This window comes from Pseudomonas azotoformans (genome assembly GCF_001579805.1).
Taxonomy (GTDB): domain Bacteria; phylum Pseudomonadota; class Gammaproteobacteria; order Pseudomonadales; family Pseudomonadaceae; genus Aquipseudomonas; species Aquipseudomonas azotoformans_A.
In genome coordinates this window covers 6646924-6667041 of record NZ_CP014546.1, presented here as the reverse complement: position 1 = coordinate 6667041, position 20118 = coordinate 6646924, and the positions used below count along the sequence as shown (strand labels likewise).

Below are 20118 nucleotides of genomic sequence, written 5' to 3'. Positions count from 1 at the left end.
AGTTTTCAACTAGACTGAACCAGCGTCTGACGCGCCGTATTCAAGGTTGCCAAGGGCGGATGTTTATGTTCATTATCGCCGCCTGGCTATGTTCAAGGACTGGGTTGAAGCCTGTTGAATATGGCACTTGAGGTCAACGCGTATTATGGAAACCCCACTTTCCACTTCTGGAAACCTACCGCCAAAACCCGGCTCAAGACCGCCCCTGCAGTTGAGCGGGCTGGACTTCAAATTGCTGCGCGTATTCATGGCCGTGGTCGAAGCGGGCGGCTTCAGCGCCGCGCAAAACGAGCTGAACGTGGGCTTGGCGGCGATCAGCAAACAGATCTCCGACCTGGAAATCCGCATCGGCATGCGCCTGTGTACACGGGGGCGGGAAGGGTTCGGGCTGACCGAAGAAGGCAAGTTGGTGTATCAAGCCTCCATCGAATTATTTACCTCGGTGGACAGTTTTCGCGACAAGCTTAGTTCGGCGCAAAACGAGCTTATTGGTGACCTTAGTGTGGGGGTTATTGATAACACTGTTTCCGACGTTAATTCCCCGCTCATTACCGCACTGGGGAAATTACATAGCGAATCACCCAAGATTAGATTGCGCTTACATGCCTCGCAATTGGATGAAGTTGAACGCGGCGTGGTGGAAGGACGGCTGATTGTCGGCATCGTGCCGGTGTACCAACGCCGCGAAGAATTCGACTATTTCCCGCTGTACGAAGAAAAGGCTCACGCCTACTGTGCTGTAGGACATCCACTGTTCAACGCGAGCGATATCACGCCCGACGTGCTACGCCAATACGAAGTAGTGAATCATCGCTATGCGATCCACCGCGACAAGGTCAACTTCGTCAACTACGACAGCCAGTCCGCCTCGGCCTCACAAGTCGAAGCCGTCGCGATCCTGATCCTTACTGGCCGTTTCCTCGGCTTCTTGCCCGAACACTACGCCATGCCCTTGGTGAGAGAAGGGCGCCTGCTCGCACTGTGCCCGGAGCAGGTTCACCTCAGCACCGCCTTCAACCTCATCCTGCGCCACAACGCCCCCAGAAGCCCGATGGTAAAAGCCTTCGCCACAGCGCTGGGCGTGGACCTCAAAGCCACGACATAACACTCAAGCCAAACACCGTCCCTCCGAGCGACAGAGATCAACTGTGGGAGCTGTCGAGCCCCAGCGAGGCTGCAAAGGGATCGCCTCGGTTTCCGGACGGCCCCTCAACTCGGATCGCCTTCTTTCAGGTCGTTATCGTTTTCAAATGAAATAGCTGATTTGTTAGCAAATTTAATAGCGCATTAGCATTTTCGTACTCACAAAATTATCGTTTTCGCCTACCATTCCCTAATAGTTATCGTTTTTAAGCGTTCGTTAGGGGATTTGACCATGCAGGTAGGCTTCAAGGCACTCGCTGACCGCTACCATATCGCGCTAGCACAGCCACTACGCGTCGAATCGGTAATCGGTACGACCCGTATGAGCCACGAGAGCAATGGACATATCGAGCGTAAGTACCCCCTCAGCTACCAACCCTCGGACGACTTTGCAGGGCATTTCGAGTTCGGGCTCAAGTACGAAGAAATTCACCTCGAATTCTTCGCTCGCCTATTCGCTGTGGCCGGCCCTGACCCCGTCGAAGCCTGGTGCCGGCAAACGCCCTTTGGTCAATATGCCCGCCGGACCGGATTCCTGTACGAGTGGTTAACGGGACTGCATCTTGATGTGCCAGATGTCACCAACGGCGGCTACGTCGATGCCGTTTCATCACAGCATTACCTGACCCGCGTTGAGTCTCTGCGGGTACGACGCTGGCGCATCAACGATAATCTGCCCGGAGTGCCTGCGCTCTGTCCCTTGATTCGTCGTACCGAAGCCGTGCAGGAAGCGCTGCAATTTGATCTGGGGGCGTCACTGCTGCAGCTGAACCAGGCCTTTGGCGCTGATATCCTGATGCGCACGGCAAGTTGGCTGACGTTCAAGGAGTCGCGTGCCAGCTTTTTGATCGAGAGAGAGGCAGACAAAGCCGACAGGATCCAGCGGTTTGCCCACGTGATCGCCAAGTACTGTGGGCACATCGACAATCCGTTGAGTAATGAAAGCCTGCACACCTTGCAAGCCGGTATCTTAGGGGAAGAGGCGCTCGGGCTGGGTCTACGGCACTCACCGGTCTTCGTGGGGCAGGCCACCATGCGCGAGGACATCGTGCACTACATTGCGCCGCAATTTGAGGTGCTGACGCAACTGCTTGATGGCTTGAAAGCATTCGAGTTGGCAACACGGGGCGCTGAGCCGCTGGCCCGGGCCGCTGTAATCGCTTTCGCTTTTGTCTATATCCACCCCATGCGAGACGGCAATGGTCGGATCCATCGCTTTCTGATCAACGATACCTTGATCCGTGATAAGGCGGTGCCTGATGGCGTAATCCTGCCAGTGTCGGCCACAATCACAAGCTCGATTGATTTCCGGGCGCGTTACGATCGTACGCTGGAGGCATTTTCGCGACCATTCATGCAACGCTACGCTGGCTCCTATCGATTTGGAGAACTTGTAGTCTACGACGACGGAACCCGCAGCAATCTGGTCTTCGATGACTACGACGATGCGCAATTCGCGTGGCGCTACCCCGACTTGACCGAACAAGTCTTGTATACGGCACAGGTAGTGGCGCACACGGTTCGTATAGAGATGGCTGATGAAGCGCGTGTGTTGGTCATCTTTCAGCGCGCCCAGGAACGGCTAAAAGAAGTGCTGGAAATGCCTGATCAGGACGCAAACCGAGTCATTCGCTCGTTAAAGGAAAATAGCTGGCAGGTATCGGGGAAATTAAAGAAAGCTTATCCGCAGCTGGAAGTGATTCACCTAGCCGAACGGGTTGTGGAAGCGGTGCGATCCGCATTTGAAGATCAAGAATTGGGAAGCGGTGACCATTGATCGGAATGGGCCATCCGCGCACTAGCACCCCATGCTAGTGCGCGGCCCTCGGTGCTCATCGGCTCAAATATGGGAGCTGTCGAGCTTCAGCGAGGCAGCGAAGGAATCGCCTCGGTCTACCCGCCACCCCCACCCACCCGCATCACCGCTGCAACCGAGCCCGCTTCTTCTTCGCATGAAAATGCCGAAAGTGCGCATCCTGCGCCGCCGCCAGCAACTCCCTATCCCCACGCGTATCGCCCCAGGCCCGCAGCCGATACTCGCCCAAATCCCCATACACCGCCTCAAGCCGCAGCACCTTGTTCTCACAGCGGCAGTTGTTCCCGGTGAGCTTGCCGGTCAACACTCCATCCACCACCTCAAGCTCAGTCCCGATCAACTTGATCCCGAGCCGATTCGCAAACGGCTGCAACACCAACGCCGGCGACGCCGAACACAGCGTGACCTCCGCCCCGGAGCCCAACTCCTGCTCAACCGACAACACCCCCGTCGGCCGCATCAGCCGCGCCCAGGTCTTCTGGCAATACTCCTCGGCCTTCTGCTGCACCCACGCCTTCTCCACCCCGGTCATAAAGGTGCGGATCAACTGCGCCTTCAACTCATCCCGGCTGATCTGCCGCACCAAAAAGCGCAGCCCCGGCACCGCCAGCTTGACCATCCGGCCATAGAACTCGCCAGGGCCAAAGGCAAACTTGAGGAAGGGCACGAAACTGTCGTGGTGGGTCAGGGTGCCGTCGAAGTCAAAGACGGAAAGTACTTTGGCATCAGCGGGGCCGGCTTCGAGCATGTCTGGGTTCACGGGTTGGCCTCGGTCCTATCTGGTATTTTTTGAGTGTGCATCAGGTGTGACAGCGGGAGTTTACTCCCGTGCCAATCTTCCGACTTTGGCGTAAAGCCACCTCGGTGAAGGCATCCCGATCACTACGCTGATGTCAATTGGGGCACAAGGCTACAGCATTGGTGATGCGATCCGAACCCTTTGGGGCGAGGTGGTCAGCTTGATGTGCTTCAAGAAGTGGCCATTCATCGGACATAAAAAAGCCCTGAACGTGTCAGGGCTTAATGGGGGGATGAGCTGAGGAATCAATCCCAGCTCAGCGCGCCGCCAGTCTGGTACTCGATCACACGGGTTTCGAAGAAGTTTTTCTCTTTCTTCAAGTCCATGATCTCGCTCATCCACGGGAACGGGTTGGTGGTGCCTGGATACTCTTCCTTCAAGCCAATCTGCGACAGGCGACGGTTAGCGATGAACTTGAGGTAGTCCTCCATCATCGCCGCGTTCATCCCCAGCACGCCACGCGGCATGGTATCGCGCGCATATTCGATCTCCAGCTGAGTCCCTTGCAGGATCATCTGGGTCGCTTCTTCCTTCATCTCGGCATCCCACAGGTGTGGGTTTTCGATTTTGATCTGGTTGATCACGTCGATACCGAAGTTCAGGTGCATCGACTCGTCACGCAGGATGTACTGGAACTGCTCGGCGACGCCGGTCATTTTGTTGCGACGGCCCATGGACAGGATCTGGGTGAAGCCGCAGTAGAAGAAGATGCCTTCCAGTACGCAGTAGTAGGCGACCAGGTTGCGCAGCAGCTCTTTGTCGGTCTCGACGGTGCCGGTTTCGAACTTCGGATCGGAGATCGAGCGGGTGTATTTCAGGCCCCAGGCGGCTTTTTTCGCGACCGATGGGATCTCGTGGTACATGTTGAAGATCTCGCCTTCATCCATGGCCAACGATTCGATGCAGTATTGGTAGGCGTGGGTGTGGATCGCTTCTTCGAAGGCCTGGCGCAGGATGTACTGGCGGCACTCCGGGTTGGTGATCAGGCGGTACACGGCCAGCACCAGGTTGTTGGCCACCAGGGAGTCGGCGGTGGAGAAAAAGCCCAGGTTGCGCATGACGATACGACGCTCGTCGTCGGTCAGGCCTTCGGGGTTTTTCCACAGGGCGATGTCGGCGGTCATGTTGACCTCTTGCGGCATCCAGTGGTTGGCGCAGCCGTCGAGGTACTTCTGCCAGGCCCCAGTCGTACTTGAAGGGTACGAGTTGGTTGAGGTCGGCACGGCAGTTGATCATGCGTTTTTCGTCAACGGCGACGCGGGCGGCGGAGCCTTCCAGCTCGGCGAGGCCTTCGGCGACGTCGAGTTTGTCGAGGGCGGCTTTGGCGCGCACGATGGCGGCGGAGTCACTGGCGGTGACGGCGCGGGCTTCGATGGCGGCGGCGGCGCCGGCACCATCGAGGCGGTCCATGTTGGCTTCGGTGGCATGGCCAGCGTTGGCGCCTTTGGTGGCTACTTCGCCTTCTTCTTCTTTGTCGAATTCGTCCCAGCTCAGCATGACGTGTCGTCTCCTGCGTGAGGGCTCAAAGGTGCCCGTGTGAAACCGGATGGTTGGGTGTTCACACGGCCCTGAGGCCGCGGTGGATCTTAAGGAATCGTTTGTTGCAGCTAGCGCACGCATTAAACGGAATAGGGTTACGGGTGGTCTGCGTGAGGCTTGAGGTGCGGAGCGGTAGGTGCTTGCTCCCGCGGGAGGCCTCAGGTCTGGCTCTTCATCCCAGTGTAAGGGGATATTGCAGGCCCGATTTACCCGCGCATTATAGGGAAAAAATCGACTTTGTGTTGTGGCGGATGGTCACGGAACGCAGACAAAAAGCCTGCTTTTCAAGCCAAGACGCGGGTTTGCTGGGGTTGGCCGGAGGGACGAGCGGCGGGATTTTTTTCGAGGGGGCACAACGAGGTGAGGAGGGGGCGGGTTCTTTGCCGCAAGAACGATTTCTTGCGGCGAATAAGATCAGGTTCAGATCGAACGCATCAGGTTATTACCCGTTAGAGCAACCATTACCCATCACGTGGTAATTAAGAATATGACGCTGACCTTGTGAGTCTTCATATTCCATCTTCACCGGTACAACTTCGCAGACTTCCGGGATAGTGCTCATGGACAATACTTTGGCAACATCCAAGTGGGTGCTGTAAGTGTAGTCCTCGACGATCGGGGTGTTGCGGCTAGCTACGTCAGTCGGGGCTTCGTCGGCCAGGGCGGCGGTGGCGCACAAGCTGCTGAGGGCCATAACTACTAAAGCTTTCATTTCTCTATTTACCTTATTCAGGGCGAGTGGGGTCACGGGGCCCTTGTGAGGCCGCGTGTGTAACTTAAAAGTTGGGAAGTTCGGATTAACGTTGCCTTCGTGGGGGCTGTTGCGTTGTTAATCACAGTGCCTTGTTGGCGGAGTTGATTTTAGGCCCCCGGGTTATATTCATATACCCGTACTTTTGATAAACACTATTGGCGGTTTTTGTAACAATCCCGTGGTAAAGCTTTTTTCACAAAGCCGCGAAGCGCCGCAGCCCGCGGGCTAGACGTGCACAAGGGGATATCAGGGCAATTTGTAGGGGCTTGTTACTACCATCGTCGAATGGTTCTATAGGTCGGCCCCGGCTACAACAGGGCCATACAACAACAACTATGTCACCGAGGTAAGAAAGATGAGTGCGGCTTCCCTGTACCCCGTTCGCCCCGAAGTAGCAGCCAACACGCTGACCGACGAGGCGACCTACAAGGCCATGTACCAGCAGTCGGTGGTCAACCCCGATGGCTTCTGGCGCGAGCAAGCCAAGCGCCTTGACTGGATCAAGCCTTTCACCACGGTGAAGCAGACCTCGTTCGACGATCACCATGTCGACATCAAGTGGTTCGCCGATGGCACCCTGAACGTTTCCTACAACTGCCTGGACCGTCACCTCGCCGAGCGCGGTGACCAGGCCGCCATCATCTGGGAGGGCGATGACCCTGCCGAGAGCCGCACCATCACCTACCGTGAGCTGCATGAGGAAGTCTGCAAGTTCGCCAACGCCCTGCGCGGCCAGGATGTGCACCGCGGCGACGTGGTGACTATCTATATGCCGATGATCCCCGAAGCCGTGGTCGCCATGCTGGCGTGTACCCGCATCGGCGCGATTCACTCCGTGGTGTTTGGCGGTTTCTCGCCGGAGGCCCTGGCCGGTCGCATCATCGACTGTAAGTCGAAGGTCGTGATCACCGCCGACGAAGGCATCCGCGCCGGTAAGAAGATTCCGCTGAAGGCCAACGTCGACGACGCCCTGACCAACCCGGAAACCAGCAGCATCCAGAAGGTCATCGTCTGCAAGCGCACCAATGGCAACATCAAGTGGAACCAGCATCGCGACATCTGGTACGAAGACCTGATGAAAGTGGCGGGCACTGTGTGTGCGCCAAAAGAGATGGGCGCCGAAGAAGCGCTGTTCATCCTCTACACCTCGGGTTCCACCGGCAAGCCCAAGGGCGTGCAGCACACCACCGGCGGCTACCTGCTGTATGCGTCCCTGACCCATGAGCGCGTGTTCGACTACCGCCCAGGCGAAATCTACTGGTGCACCGCCGACGTCGGCTGGGTCACCGGCCACACGTATATTGTCTACGGCCCGCTGGCCAATGGCGCGACCACGCTGCTGTTCGAAGGCGTGCCGAACTACCCGGATATCACGCGGGTGGCGAAGATCGTCGACAAGCACAAGGTCAATATCCTCTACACCGCACCGACTGCAATCCGCGCCATGATGGCATCCGGCACTGCTGCGTGCGAAGGCGCAGACGGCAGCAGCCTGCGTCTGCTCGGTTCGGTGGGTGAGCCGATCAACCCGGAAGCGTGGGACTGGTACTACAAGAACGTCGGCCAATCCCGTTGCCCGATTGTCGACACCTGGTGGCAGACCGAAACTGGCGGCAACATGATGAGCCCGCTGCCGGGCGCCCATGCGCTCAAGCCGGGTTCGGCGGCACGGCCGTTCTTCGGCGTGGTGCCGGCGCTGGTGGATAACCTGGGCAACCTGATCGAAGGCGCTGCCGAAGGCAACTTGGTAATCCTCGATTCGTGGCCAGGCCAGGCACGTACGTTGTACGGCGACCATGACCGCTTCGTTGACACCTACTTCAAGACCTTCCGTGGCATGTACTTCACCGGTGACGGTGCGCGTCGTGACGAAGACGGTTACTACTGGATCACCGGTCGCGTGGACGACGTGTTGAACGTGTCTGGCCACCGCATGGGCACCGCCGAAATCGAAAGCGCCATGGTTGCCCACCCGAAAGTCGCCGAGGCTGCCGTTGTCGGTGTACCCCACGACATCAAGGGCCAGGGCATCTATGTGTATGTCACCCTCAAGAACGGCGAAGAACCCAACGAAGCCCTGCGCCTGGAGCTGAAAAACTGGGTGCGCAAGGAGATCGGGCCGATTGCTTCGCCGGACGTGATCCAGTGGGCACCGGGCTTGCCGAAGACGCGGTCGGGGAAAATCATGCGCCGTATCCTGCGCAAGATTGCCACGGCCGAGTATGACGGGTTGGGCGATATCTCCACTCTGGCGGACCCAGGTGTGGTCGCGCATTTGATTGAGACGCACAAGACTATGAACGTCGCGTAAGGCGCGATAGTCAGTAAAAGCCCCATTTGGCGTAGGCCGGGTGGGGCTTTTTTGTGTTCAGGGCAGGCTGTTGTGGCGAGCGACATCTGATCGGAGGTCAATAAATATCGGTTTCTCTCGTAGGAGATTTCTGAATGTTACCGTCGAACGCAAATGTGTAACCCGCCGCCCAAACATGAGGCAAAGTGCTACGCCCATGCCCCGAAAAACCGCGTTTTAGACGCCCTGGTAAATAAGATTAAACGCCAGACTTGCCGTGCTAGAAGGGTTTGCGAATAATAGGCCCGCAATTTGCAGCGTCTACAGGTTTAATGTCTTTTGTCTCTGCATAAAAAACAGAGGCTGTCAATGAGCTGGAACTGCTTTCTCGGTGCTTCTGTAAATTGTTGTCGCATTGAGGAAATATCGGCTTCCGGCCTGTCGTTAGAATGCCGATCACTCGCTCGTCGTCTCCAGTGTGTAGCTGGTGTAGGACGCAGCACCGCAATTCGGTTTCCCTTAAGTCGCATCGTGGGCCATGGCTCATACTGCTGTTTTGCCCTATACCGATGGAGTCCCAAGATGAAGAAACTCGTGCTGTTGGGCGCCCTGGCGCTGTCCGTGCTGTCCATGCAGGCTTTCGCTGAAGGCAAGCCCCTGAAAATTGGTATCGAAGCGGCTTACCCTCCGTTTGCCTCCAAAGCCCCCGATGGCAGCATCGTCGGTTTTGACTACGACATCGGCAACGCCCTGTGCAAGCAGATGGACGTGAAGTGCACTTGGGTCGAGCAAGAGTTCGACGGTCTGATCCCTGCGCTGAAAGTGCGCAAGATCGACGCGATCCTGTCGTCCATGTCCATCACGGAAGACCGCAAGAAGTCCGTGGACTTCACCAACCGCTACTACCTGAGCCCAGCGCAACTGGTGATGAAGGAAGGCACCACCGTCAGCGACAGCCTGGATGAATTGAAGGGCAAGAAGATCGGTGTGCAACGCGGTTCCATCCACGATCGTTTCGCCAAGGAAGTCCTGGCCCCTAAAGGCGCCACGGTTGTGCCTTACAGCTCGCAGAACGAAATCTATCTGGACGTGGAAGCCGGTCGCCTGGACGGCACCGTAGCCGACGCCACCCTGCTGCAAGACGGCTTCCTGAAGACCCCAGCCGGTAAAGGCTACGCGTTCGTGGGCCCACAGTTCACCGACGCCAAGTACTTCGGTGACGGCATCGGCATCGCCGTACGCAAAGGCGACAAGGAAAACCTCGACCGCATCAACGCAGCCATTGCCGCGATCCGTGCCAACGGTGAGTACAAGAAAATCCAGGACAAGTACTTCGACTTCGATATCTACGGCGCTGACGCCAAGTAAATCGTCGCAGCGGTCTGTCCGAAATGGCGCAAGCAACAGAATTCCTGAGGTTTGCGCCATTTTTTCATCCCCCTTTTCGAGGACCTGAATCATGTTGAAAGGCTACGGGGCCGTCATCCTCGATGGCGCATGGTTGACGCTTCAGCTCGCCTTGTCGTCCATGGCCTTGGCCATTGTTCTGGGTCTGATCGGGGTCGCGTTGCGCCTGTCGCCGGTGCGCTGGTTGGCCTGGCTGGGTGACTTGTACTCCACGGTGATCCGCGGGATCCCCGACCTGGTGCTGATCTTGCTGATTTTCTACGGCGGTCAGGACCTGCTCAACCGTGTCGCGCCGATGTTGGGCTACGACGACTATATCGACTTGAACCCCTTGGCCGCCGGTATCGGCACCCTGGGTTTCATCTTTGGCGCCTACCTGTCGGAAACCTTCCGCGGCGCCTTCATGGCCATTCCCAAGGGCCAGGCCGAAGCCGGCCTTGCGTATGGCATGAGCAGTTTTCAGGTGTTTTTCCGGGTGATGGTGCCGCAGATGATCCGTCTGGCGATCCCCGGTTTCACCAACAACTGGCTGGTCCTCACCAAGGCCACTGCGCTGATTTCGGTGGTGGGCCTGCAAGACATGATGTTCAAGGCCAAGCAGGCGGCAGATGCCACCCGCGAACCTTTTACCTTCTTCCTCGCGGTGGCGGCGATGTACCTGGTGATCACCAGCGTGTCGTTGCTGGCCTTGCGTCATCTTGAGAAGCGCTACTCGGTAGGCGTAAGGGCGGCTGATCTATGATCTTCGACTACAACGTCATTTGGGAGGCCATGCCGCTGTACCTTGGCGGCCTGCTGACCACCCTGAAACTGCTCGCCATCTCGCTGTTCTTCGGCCTGCTTGCCGCCTTGCCTTTGGGCTTGATGCGCGTGTCCAAGCAGCCGGTCGTCAATGGCGCGGCGTGGCTTTACACCTACGTGATCCGTGGCACGCCGATGTTGGTGCAGCTGTTCCTGATCTACTACGGCCTGGCCCAATTTGAAGTGGTGCGCGAAAGCTTTCTGTGGCCGCTGCTGTCCAGCGCCACGTTCTGTGCGTGCCTGGCGTTTGCGATCAACACCAGCGCCTACACCGCCGAAATCATTGCCGGTAGCCTCAAGGCCACGCCCAATGGCGAGATCGAAGCGGCCAAGGCCATGGGCATGTCGCGCTACAAGCTGTACCGCCGCATCCTGCTGCCCTCGGCCCTGCGCCGCGCACTGCCGCAGTACAGCAACGAAGTGATCATGATGCTGCAGACCACCAGCCTGGCCTCCATCGTCACCCTGATCGACATCACCGGTGCCGCGCGCACGGTGAACGCCCAGTTCTACCTGCCGTTCGAAGCCTACATCACCGCTGGCGTGTTCTACCTGTGCCTGACCTTCATCCTGGTGCGCCTGTTCAAGTTGGCCGAGCGCCGCTGGCTGAGCTACCTGGCTCCACGGAAGCACTGATATGGAACGTATCGATCATCGGTTGCCTTGGGGGCACCTGGGCTGCGCGCGCCAACTGAGCGTATTCCGCTTCGGCCAGGGCGAGCGCAAGGCCTATATCCAAGCCAGCCTGCACGCTGATGAATTGCCCGGCATGCGCGCCGCGTGGGAGCTGAAAAAGCGCCTCACCGAACTGGAACAACAAGGCGCGCTCAACGGCGTGATCGAGTTGGTGCCGGTGGCCAACCCGATGGGCTTGGGCCAACTGCTGCAAGGCAGTCACCAGGGACGTTTCGAGGTGGGCAGCGGCAAGAATTTCAATCGCGACTTCGTGGAGTTGAGCGAGCCGGTTGCCGAGTTGCTCAACGGCAAGCTGGGCGATGATCCTCACGCCAATGTGCGCATGATCCGTCAAGCAATGTCTGACGCGCTCAATGCGTTGCCCGAGCCAAGCAGCCAGCTGCAAGGCATGCAGCGCCTATTGCTGAGCCATGCCTGCACCGCCGATGTGGTGCTCGACCTGCACTGCGACGCCGAAGCCGCGCTGCACATGTACGCACTGCCTCAGCATTGGCCGCAGTGGCGTTCGTTGTCGGCGCATTTGAATGTGAAGGTCGGCCTGCTGGCGGAAGACTCCGGTGGCAGTTCGTTCGATGAGGCCTGTTCGCTGCCATGGCTGCGTCTGTCCCAGATGTTTCCTGAGGCGCAAATCCCGTTGGCCTGCCTGGCGACTACGCTTGAGCTGGGCGGCCAGGCCGATACCGGGCGTGACGAGGCGATTTTCCACGCCGAAGGTATTCTCGCGTTCCTTGCTGAGCAGGGCCTGATCAAGGGCGAATGGCCTGCTCCGCAATTCGAACCTTGCGAAGGCGTGCCATTCGAGGGCACCGAATTGTTGTTCGCGCCCCACGCCGGGGTGATCAGCTACCTGCGTAAAGCTGGTGAATGGATCGAAAAAGGCGAGCCGATTTTTGAAGTGATTGACCCCCTGGAAGACCGCGTGAGTACTATTTGCGCAGGTACTTCGGGGGTGTTGTTTGCCGTTGAACGGCTACGTTATGCCCAAGCGGGTTTCTGGCTGGCCAAGGTGGCGGGGCGCGAAGCGCTGCGTCACGGGCGCTTGCTCAACGACTGACCACCTGTTTTTGTGAGAACCGACCGCATGTACAAACTTGAAGTCCAAGACCTGCATAAACGCTATGGCAGTCATGAAGTGCTCAAAGGCGTGTCCCTGGCCGCCGCAGCCGGTGATGTGATCAGCATCATCGGTTCCAGCGGTTCGGGCAAAAGTACCTTTTTGCGCTGCATCAACCTGCTGGAGCAGCCCCACGCCGGCAAGATCCTGCTTAACAACGAAGAGCTGAAGCTGGTCGCCAACAAGGACGGCGCCATGAAGGCCGCCGACCCTAAACAACTGCAACGCATGCGTTCGCGCCTGTCCATGGTGTTCCAGCACTTCAACCTGTGGTCGCACATGACCGCGCTTGAAAACGTGATGGAAGCCCCGGTGCACGTGCTGGGCATGTCGAAGAAAGAAGCCCGTGAAAAGGCCGAGCATTACTTGGCCAAAGTCGGCGTGGGTCATCGCAAAGATGCGTTCCCCGGTCATATGTCCGGCGGCGAGCAGCAGCGCGTAGCCATCGCTCGCGCCCTGGCGATGGAGCCTGAGGTGATGCTGTTCGACGAACCCACCTCGGCCCTCGACCCGGAATTGGTTGGCGAAGTGCTCAAGGTGATGCAGGACCTGGCCCAGGAAGGCCGTACCATGGTGGTAGTGACCCACGAAATGGGCTTTGCCCGTGAAGTGTCGAACCAGCTGGTGTTCCTGCACAAAGGCATCGTCGAAGAGCGCGGCAACCCGCGTGAAGTGCTGGTGAACCCGCAGTCCGAGCGTTTGCAGCAGTTTCTTTCCGGTAGCTTGAAATAATCAAGACTGCCGTTGTGCACTGATATAGGGCATGCTTCGCGCTTTGCGCAACATGCACTATGTTGGTGGTTGCCACTTTTGGCCTTAACACTGTTACTCGCTTCGGATAGCCCTCCATGACCGCCCATCGTATTGGTTTCCTGATTTGGCCCAGCACAAAAGCACTCACGCTTGCGCTGGCTGAGGAGGCCTTGCGCGTTGCCCAGCGGGTGCATCCGGACGTGGTCTACGAGCTGTCGTTCCTGCAGGCCGAACCTGCGACCGAAGGCGCCTGGCAACTGCCGGGCGAGCCGTGGGCCGGCAAGCTGGAAGGCTTCCAGAAACTCTTCCTGTTGGCGGACGAGCCGCCGACCGTTATCGCCTCCCAACTCAGCACTGCCCTTAAACAACTGGTTCGCGCCGGTTGCGTGATCGGCGGTTTGTCGGCCGGCGTCTACCCACTGGCCCAACTCGGCCTGCTGGACGGCTACCGCGCCGCCGTGCACTGGCGCTGGCAGGACGATTTCGCCGAGCGTTTCCCCAAGGTGATCGCCACCAGCCATCTGTTCGACTGGGACCGCGATCGCCTCACCGCTTGTGGTGGCATGTCGGTACTCGACCTGCTGCTGGCAGTACTGGCCCGTGATCATGGCGCCGAACTGGCCGGTGCGGTGTCCGAAGAACTGGTGGTGGAGCGCATCCGTGAAGGCGGCGAGCGCCAGCGCATTCCGTTGCAAAACCGCCTGGGCTCCAGCCACCCCAAGCTGACCCAGGCTGTGTTGCTGATGGAAGCGAATATCGAAGAGCCACTGACCACCGACGAAATCGCCCAGCACGTCTGTGTGTCGCGACGACAACTGGAACGGATCTTCAAGCAATACCTCAACCGCGTCCCCAGCCAGTACTACCTGGAATTGCGCCTGAACAAGGCCCGCCAGATGCTCATGCAAACCAGCAAGTCGATCATCCAGATCGGCCTGTCGTGCGGCTTCTCCTCGGGGCCGCACTTCTCCAGCGCCTACCGCAATTTCTTTGGCGCCACCCCTCGTGAAGACCGCAACCAGCGCCGCAGCAGCAGCCCGTTCGAATTGTCGTCGGTGCCGTCCGAACGGGGTTGACCGTTACTCCTCCATAGGTTCATCCGGCAGCGGATCCAGTGGTGTGCCGGCGCCGTTGAGCCTGACTTCCGGGATCTGGAAATTGTTTCCGGTCTGCAGGTAATACTCGCGCAGCCGCCTGAGGCTCTCCTGCGACCAGGGGTTGCCTGTGAAGTCGCAGTCGTCGTCGAGTGTCTGATGCATGTCCTGGAGGTCTGTGGATATCTCGGTTATACGGTTGTCGCTCAGGTCCAGGGTACGCAATTCGTCCAACAGGAATACCCCGGCAGGTAGTTCGCGGATCTGGGTGTTGGGCAAATGCAGTGAGCTCAACTGTTGCAGGTTGCTGACGTCTGGTGCATGGCCCAGGGGGTTGTTGCGCAAGTTCAAGTAATCGAGGGTGTGCAGGTCACTGATGGAGCGTGCGGCGGCGGGGGTCAGGGCTATTTCACAATCAGAAATATCCAGGCTCGACAGGTTGGGCATGTTAAAGATCGCGGATGGCAATTTGCCGAGGGTGCAATTGCTCACGATCAGGGTTTGCAGGGCAGGGAAGGCGTTGAGGGTGCCATCCAGTTCGGTGAGGGTGAGTGCGCCATTGAGGTCAAAAGATGTCACGTGATCGAAGCGTGGTCTCAGTTCCGGCAGCGTGCCGATGATCGGGGCGTTAAGTCTGACGGCGTAGGTGGTGCGCTCATCCAGGTTGTCTTCGTCCGTCGGGCTTTCGCGGCGCCAGGCGGCTTCGAGCCGGCGCTTGACGCGGCGACGGTTGAGTTCTTCGTCGACGCGCAGGAAGTCCTCCAGGGGGCCGCCCACCAAGGGATGTTGCGCTGGGATATCGTCCACCCAGCGCTGCAGGTCGGCGACCAGTTGCTGATAATCGGCTTCAAGTGTCTCCAGCCTGGTGTCTATCTCATCAAGGTTGCCGGGCAGTCCGAAAATCAGGCGGTTCAACTCTTCCACCTGCTCCTCTTCTTTTGCCCTGATTCTCGGGTACAGCCGTCGCGCTCTTTCGCGTTGTGCGGTGGGCGTCTGGATGTTGAAAAACACATCCGTGCGCTGGCAGTGGCGTTTGACCGCTTCAAGGGTCTGTCGCGACAGTGGGTTGGCAGACAGGTCAAACGTTTGGGCGACATGGTTTGGCAGCGTGAACAGTTCGGGGGGCAGTTGTTCGATGGCGTTTGCGCTGAGGTTGATGTGCAGGCGCGTTTTCTCCACCAGCAGGCTGGCGGGCACCGCGTTCAGCCCTGTGTTGCGCAGGTTCAAGGTGGTCAGGTTTGCCAGTAGGCTGACGTCCAGTGGCTCGCCCAGAGCGTTGTTGCTCAGGTTCAAGTGCCTGAGGGACGACAGACGCTCCAGGCCCGTGCGGCTGCTGGGTGACAAGCGGATGCCACAGTGTTCCAGGTCCAGCAGTTCAAGTCTGGGTAGCGAGAAGATCCTTGGCGGGACGTCCCCCAGCCTCGTTTGATACAGGCTGATGGCTTGCAGGTTGGGGAAGCTGCCAAGGAAGTCATCGACAGTGATTGCCACGTTCTGGCCCCGAATTATCAGCCCGTTAAGGTGCGCAAATGAAGCCTGCAGGGTGGGCAGCTCGCCGGCCAGCTCACGGTTGATGCTCAGTGAAAATCGATCTGTGCTCCCAGGGGTTACTTCTTGGCGCCAACTGCTCTCCAGTAGTTGGCGCAGTTTGCCTCGTCTTTCGAATTCTGACGGGCTGAGGTCGGGCGCCTGTTCCCAACGGGTGAGCTCTGCCCGCAATGTTTGCAGCTCCGCAGCCCTGCGCGCCAATTCGGTCTGGCCGGCTTCAAGTGTGCCCGGCAACTTGTAGAGCAGTCGGTTCAGTTCGATCTTGCCCAGGCTTGGGTACAGTAGGTGTGCATCGCGCAGATCAGTGTGGAATGCGTCGGCACCGAACGTGATGCCGTGGCGTTGGTAGTAGGCCTTGACGTGTTCAACCGTCGCCCGCGACAGCGGGTTGTTGCTGAGGTAGAGGCCGTCGCCTTTGCTCGGCGGCAGCGCAAAAAACTCGAGCGGCAGTTCGTGGATTCGGTTGTCGTTTAGCAGTGCTCCCTGTAGTTCGGGCCGAGTGAGAACGCCGGCCGGCAACTGCTCGATCCCGGTGTGCGATAAGTCGAGGTGAATAAGGCCTCGCATGGCTTCTACGCTGGGCGCCAGCCCCAAGGGGTTGTTGTGCAGCACCAGGGACTGCAGGCGATGCAGCGAGGCGATTCGTGCCTGGCTGTCGGGCGTCAGTCTGATATTGCATCCACTCAGGCTCAGGGCGTTCAAGCGCGGCAGGTTGAAAATGAAATCCGGCGCAGTGTCGAGATGGATGCCGTTGACGTTCAGGTGGCGCAGTTGCCTGAAGCGTTGCAGGAACGCAAGCGCTCCGGGCGTTCGAGCATTCCCGCTCAGTGTCAACAGCGACACGTGGTCAAAATTTGCCGTCAGGTCCGGCAAGGCTCCGAGGATGGGGTAATTCAGGTGCAGGCTGTAGCCATCTGTGGCCGGGTCTTCGAAGTAATCGTCGATTTCCAGTTCATGGCGCCAACAGCGTCGCAGTTGTCTGGCAATCATGCGTCGGTTCTGGCGCTCGCTGCGCAGCTCGTGTTCGGATAACTCTGCATGGGTTTCGGGGTGGTGGGTGGGTAGTTGTCGCCTCCAGGTTCGCAAGTCACTCTCCAGCTGCCGGTATTCTTCGGCCAGTGCCGCGATGCCATTGGCGGCGCCATCGGGTTGGGCGTTCAGGTGGTTGAGCAAGTCCTGGATTTGCAGGCGGTTGAGCCCCGGATACATGGCCCTCGCCCGTGCCTCCAGCGTCAACGACGGGGCAGCCTGTGCCGGTTGGGCTGGGTAGCCAACGTCGCTTCCCAGCGCCGTCAGAGTCTGTCGGGTGGGTGGCGCTATCGCGGTGTCGTCCAGCACTTGGCGCAGTTCCTCACGTGGCAGCGTGCGTTGTCGCAGGCGTTCTTGCAGGGCAGAGCCCTGGTTGACGCCAAAGCCCAGCGCGTCTCGTTGGGCGTCGGGAATGGCGTTCAGAATCGCGGTGTACAGGTCTGTTTCACCTGACAACGGCCCTTTTTCGTCGAGGGGTATATAACGACCCTCGGCGGTGCGTACCAGGGTGCGTAGCAGTGGGGCATCCTCGGCGCCGATGGTCAACCATACCGCCCCATGGGCGCTCAGGTGCCTGGCTTCAATACGCAGGTTGGCCGACCAACCCGGTTGGATTCGCAAGGCATTCAGCGCCAGCCGTTCGCTGTCGAGATTCGGCATCGCCGTCAGGTATTGGCCCTCGTAGGCTCGGTTGATACGCAACTCGTTCACGACGCTACGAGCCAGGTCTGCCAGGCGCGGCGGCGTGCGTTGGGCGGTCAGTTCTGTCAGCTCTTGTGCGCTGGCTTGGTCCAGTAAGTAGGTGGCGACGCGGGGCGGCAGTTGCGGGGCGTTCTGTTGGATTTGTTGCACCGGTGCGTCCGCCGTCGCTTGCAGTTGGGCGTAGCGCGAATCGAACAGTTCGGTGCGATGGGCCTCTGCCTGGCGCGCGAGTTTTTTACGCAACTGCTTGACGCGGTTGTCCAGGCTCAATTGCGGGTCGGCGGCACGTTCGCCGAACTGCGCACGGATTTCCTCCGGGCTCAGGGCTTGCAGGACGGTCTTGAGCAGTTCGCCATTGGCCAGTTGCGTTTCGGGAATCTGCACCACCGGCAGGTGACTGTCACCAAATTCCCAGGCCGTGTTGCTTTCGGCGTCCAGAATGCGCAGGGCGCGGGTCTTGGGCCAATCGCCGTAGGTGGTGAGTAACTGGAGCATGTCTTGCGGGTCGACCTGTGCGTGCTGTGCCGGGTCGTCGCTGTCGAGCCGGTCGATCAAGGTTTGCAGGCTGCGGTCGATGCGCAATCTCTCGAGCGTATCGTCCAATAGCGGTGGCACGGGGGCGCCGCGTACGTGCATCTTGCGCAGGTTGTTTTCGTGGATGCCGCTGATGTCCAGCGCCAGGTGTCGGTCGGCTTCGCTCAACTCGCTGACGCCGTGGCCCAGGCGACGGAGCAAGGTCGGGCGGTCCCAATGCAGCGGTGTGTCCAGCTCACTGTGCCACGCGCCGGCGCCGTTATGTTGCAGGCGCGGGGTATAGGCGTCGGGACGCGTCGGGTGCTTGATCCCATAGCTTTCGCCATCCGCCAGTTGTTGTACGGCGTATAGCTTGCCTTCCAATGGCAGTAGCGATTCGCCGCGCACGCTGTGCAGGCCCACGGAGTTGACGCCCAGGCGCGGCGGCAGCGTGAGGTGCTGTTGATAAGGCGTGAGGTCGGGTTTCCAGTAGCGCTGGGCGCCATTGGCAAGGGTGACTGGTTTGAAGCGGTCGAAGAATTCCACGACTGGCGTAGGCAACACTTTGCGTAACTCAGCGATGCCAATAACACTGCCGGCCGCGAACGTCCCCACTTGCACCCACGTTTGCAGCACGCTCATCAGGTGGCCGAACGCTTCTTGGGGCAAGCCTTCAGCCCAGTCAATAATGCCTTCGAATTCATCGTCGAGTATTTGCCAGGCCATATAGCCCAGCATCAACTCCCCCAGCCCTGGAACAAATGGCGCGACGATCAGGAGTGCGGCGTTAAGGATCGTCGAAGCCACATTTACAATTGAATCCCACAACGCCCAGCGCGCGTTACGGTCGACCGTGGCCGTGGAGACTGCCTGGGTGCGCGCATCGTTGAGGATCTGGTTGAGTTTTTGTTGATACAGGTGCAGCCACACATCGCCCTGGATCGGCTTGGCGACAAATTGCAGCTTGGGGTCGTCGGTGGGCTCTATGCGCCAGGGTGCCAAGCTGCTGCCGGGCTCGGCGGGATGCCATTTGATCCGTGCCAGGCGCTGGCTCAGGTTGGCAAAAAAGGCCCCACGGTATTCATGGCTGACGAAGCGGCTGAAAAACGTCTGGTAGTCGGGGTCGCGCAGTTGGCGGGTGAGTTCCTGCTTGAACGCCCGCGACGAGGGGTATTCCTTGAGTGGATGCTGTGGGTCGTCCGGTATGTACGCGACCAGGCGTGGCACCGTGGGCGTGGTTTCCAGGTCGGGAGCCAGCAGCAGGAGGCCGGTCAATGGCGCGCCCATCATCTGCAGGTCGTGGCAGCGCAGGGCCTGGTTGTCGAGCATCAGGTCGCTGCGGCCTTGCAGCAGGCTTTCGACTTGTCGTGCGTAATCGTCCTGGATGTCACCGCGCAGACGCGCCAGTTGCAGGGCGGCGCGCAGGGCGGCTTTCTGGCTGGTGTCCACCTTGCTGCGTATCACGGCGGCGCTGACCGGTTCGTCGAGGCCCAGTTGCGTGCGCAGGTAGGCTTGGTAGCGTGCGCCGATATCCAGTTCGCGGCACAGGCCCGTGAAGGCTATCACGCTGATTGTTTGCCGGATCGCGGGTAATGTGTCGAATTGGCCGCTGGCGTTGGGCGCAGTGATGTAGGTCGAGTCGGCCTCGAAGGCGCCCTCGACGGTTTCGCTGTGTTCGAAGTTGTGCAAGGCCGCGTCCAGCAGTGACACGGTCCAGGTACGCGCGGCGCCGGTGGGGATCGAAAACCACGGTACGTGTTGGGGAATATAGAGGCGCAGGTAAACCGTTTCGCTGTTGAGGCCCAAGCCATAGCGGGCCTGCAGCGCCTCTTCAAGTACTGCGCGGGCATACGCACGTGGGCCTTGTAGGTTTTTGAGCGCGTCATCCACGGCATTTTGCGCATTCCAGTGGGCGCCATTCAGGCGCTTTAACTCCGGGCTCGTTGCGTGCGGCTGCGGTTTGGCCCGGGACAAGGCCTGTTGCCTGGCGCGCGGTGCGGCGCCCAACCAGGTGGGGAAGGCATCCTTGAGTAGCTGATAATGGCTGTCGGGGTGTTGGGTGGCGTGTTTTGCCGGGGGCTTACTCATGCTGGATCTCTGATCGTCGGTAAAGCCCGTCA

12 protein-coding genes and 1 pseudogene are annotated in these 20118 nt (G+C 59.3%); 9 read left to right on the top strand and 4 right to left on the bottom strand.

What is annotated here, in order from left to right:
• Positions 1-145 precede the first annotated feature (145 nt).
• Both AYR47_RS30650 and AYR47_RS30645 read left to right on the top strand, forming a co-directional pair.
• The gene (locus tag AYR47_RS30650) at positions 146-1105 is read left to right on the top strand and encodes a LysR family transcriptional regulator (RefSeq protein ID WP_033901933.1); all 960 of its coding nucleotides are present in this window, start codon (positions 146-148) and stop codon (positions 1103-1105) included.
• A 270-nt stretch (positions 1106-1375) separates the two neighbouring features.
• Complete coding sequence (locus AYR47_RS30645) at positions 1376-2920, top strand: Fic family protein (RefSeq protein ID WP_061449307.1); 1545 nt, start codon at positions 1376-1378, stop codon at positions 2918-2920.
• Between the two features lie 142 nt (positions 2921-3062).
• Here the strand turns inward: AYR47_RS30645 and AYR47_RS30640 are convergent, their stop codons facing one another.
• The 3 genes and pseudogenes from AYR47_RS30640 to AYR47_RS30630 all read right to left on the bottom strand — a co-directional run bounded on the left by AYR47_RS30640 (position 3063) and on the right by AYR47_RS30630 (position 6009).
• Positions 3063-3707, bottom strand: coding sequence for an HAD-IB family hydrolase (locus AYR47_RS30640; RefSeq protein WP_033901931.1), 645 nt, complete (start codon positions 3705-3707; stop codon positions 3063-3065).
• A 296-nt stretch (positions 3708-4003) separates the two neighbouring features.
• Positions 4004-5255 (bottom strand): annotated as a pseudogene (locus tag AYR47_RS30635) (ribonucleotide-diphosphate reductase subunit beta).
• A 484-nt stretch (positions 5256-5739) separates the two neighbouring features.
• The gene (locus AYR47_RS30630; protein ID WP_033902233.1) at positions 5740-6009 is read right to left on the bottom strand and encodes a DUF2790 domain-containing protein; all 270 of its coding nucleotides are present in this window, start codon (positions 6007-6009) and stop codon (positions 5740-5742) included.
• 397 nt (positions 6010-6406) lie between these two features.
• On the opposite strand from AYR47_RS30630, the gene acs reads away from it, so the two are divergent.
• From acs to argR, 7 genes are all read left to right on the top strand, one after another.
• Entirely contained in the window at positions 6407-8362 is a 1956-nt protein-coding gene (acs, locus tag AYR47_RS30625; RefSeq protein WP_033902234.1) for an acetate--CoA ligase, read from the top strand.
• 561 nt (positions 8363-8923) lie between these two features.
• Positions 8924-9709, top strand: coding sequence for an ABC transporter substrate-binding protein (locus AYR47_RS30620; protein WP_033901307.1), 786 nt, complete (start codon positions 8924-8926; stop codon positions 9707-9709).
• Between the two features lie 91 nt (positions 9710-9800).
• Positions 9801-10490 (top strand): ABC transporter permease, encoded by a 690-nt coding sequence (locus tag AYR47_RS30615; RefSeq protein ID WP_010208305.1) that lies wholly within the window; start codon positions 9801-9803, stop codon positions 10488-10490.
• Positions 10487-11185: an ABC transporter permease gene (locus tag AYR47_RS30610; RefSeq protein ID WP_061449306.1), complete on the top strand. Its 699-nt coding sequence runs from the start codon at positions 10487-10489 to the stop codon at positions 11183-11185. Before AYR47_RS30615 ends, AYR47_RS30610 begins: the two co-directional genes overlap by 4 nt.
• Before the next feature lies 1 nt (position 11186).
• A complete protein-coding gene (locus AYR47_RS30605; RefSeq protein WP_033901305.1) occupies positions 11187-12299 on the top strand; it encodes a succinylglutamate desuccinylase/aspartoacylase family protein in 1113 nt (370 codons plus the stop codon).
• A 27-nt stretch (positions 12300-12326) separates the two neighbouring features.
• Positions 12327-13091, top strand: coding sequence for an ABC transporter ATP-binding protein (locus tag AYR47_RS30600; RefSeq protein ID WP_005790637.1), 765 nt, complete (start codon positions 12327-12329; stop codon positions 13089-13091).
• 116 nt (positions 13092-13207) lie between these two features.
• Entirely contained in the window at positions 13208-14188 is a 981-nt protein-coding gene (argR, locus tag AYR47_RS30595) for a transcriptional regulator ArgR (RefSeq protein ID WP_033901304.1), read from the top strand.
• 3 nt (positions 14189-14191) lie between these two features.
• Here the strand turns inward: argR and AYR47_RS30590 are convergent, their stop codons facing one another.
• The gene (locus AYR47_RS30590) at positions 14192-20086 is read right to left on the bottom strand and encodes a dermonecrotic toxin domain-containing protein (RefSeq protein WP_061449305.1); all 5895 of its coding nucleotides are present in this window, start codon (positions 20084-20086) and stop codon (positions 14192-14194) included.
• Positions 20087-20118 lie beyond the last annotated feature (32 nt).

Coding starts and splice junctions, on each gene's coding strand:
- AYR47_RS30650 (WP_033901933.1), top strand. CDS start 146: ATGGAAACCCCACTTTCCACTTCTGGAAACCTACCGCCAAAACCCGGC.
- AYR47_RS30645 (WP_061449307.1), top strand. CDS start 1,376: ATGCAGGTAGGCTTCAAGGCACTCGCTGACCGCTACCATATCGCGCTA.
- AYR47_RS30640 (WP_033901931.1), bottom strand. CDS start 3,707: ATGCTCGAAGCCGGCCCCGCTGATGCCAAAGTACTTTCCGTCTTTGAC.
- AYR47_RS30630 (WP_033902233.1), bottom strand. CDS start 6,009: ATGAAAGCTTTAGTAGTTATGGCCCTCAGCAGCTTGTGCGCCACCGCC.
- acs (WP_033902234.1), top strand. CDS start 6,407: ATGAGTGCGGCTTCCCTGTACCCCGTTCGCCCCGAAGTAGCAGCCAAC.
- AYR47_RS30620 (WP_033901307.1), top strand. CDS start 8,924: ATGAAGAAACTCGTGCTGTTGGGCGCCCTGGCGCTGTCCGTGCTGTCC.
- AYR47_RS30615 (WP_010208305.1), top strand. CDS start 9,801: ATGTTGAAAGGCTACGGGGCCGTCATCCTCGATGGCGCATGGTTGACG.
- AYR47_RS30610 (WP_061449306.1), top strand. CDS start 10,487: ATGATCTTCGACTACAACGTCATTTGGGAGGCCATGCCGCTGTACCTT.
- AYR47_RS30605 (WP_033901305.1), top strand. CDS start 11,187: ATGGAACGTATCGATCATCGGTTGCCTTGGGGGCACCTGGGCTGCGCG.
- AYR47_RS30600 (WP_005790637.1), top strand. CDS start 12,327: ATGTACAAACTTGAAGTCCAAGACCTGCATAAACGCTATGGCAGTCAT.
- argR (WP_033901304.1), top strand. CDS start 13,208: ATGACCGCCCATCGTATTGGTTTCCTGATTTGGCCCAGCACAAAAGCA.
- AYR47_RS30590 (WP_061449305.1), bottom strand. CDS start 20,086: ATGAGTAAGCCCCCGGCAAAACACGCCACCCAACACCCCGACAGCCAT.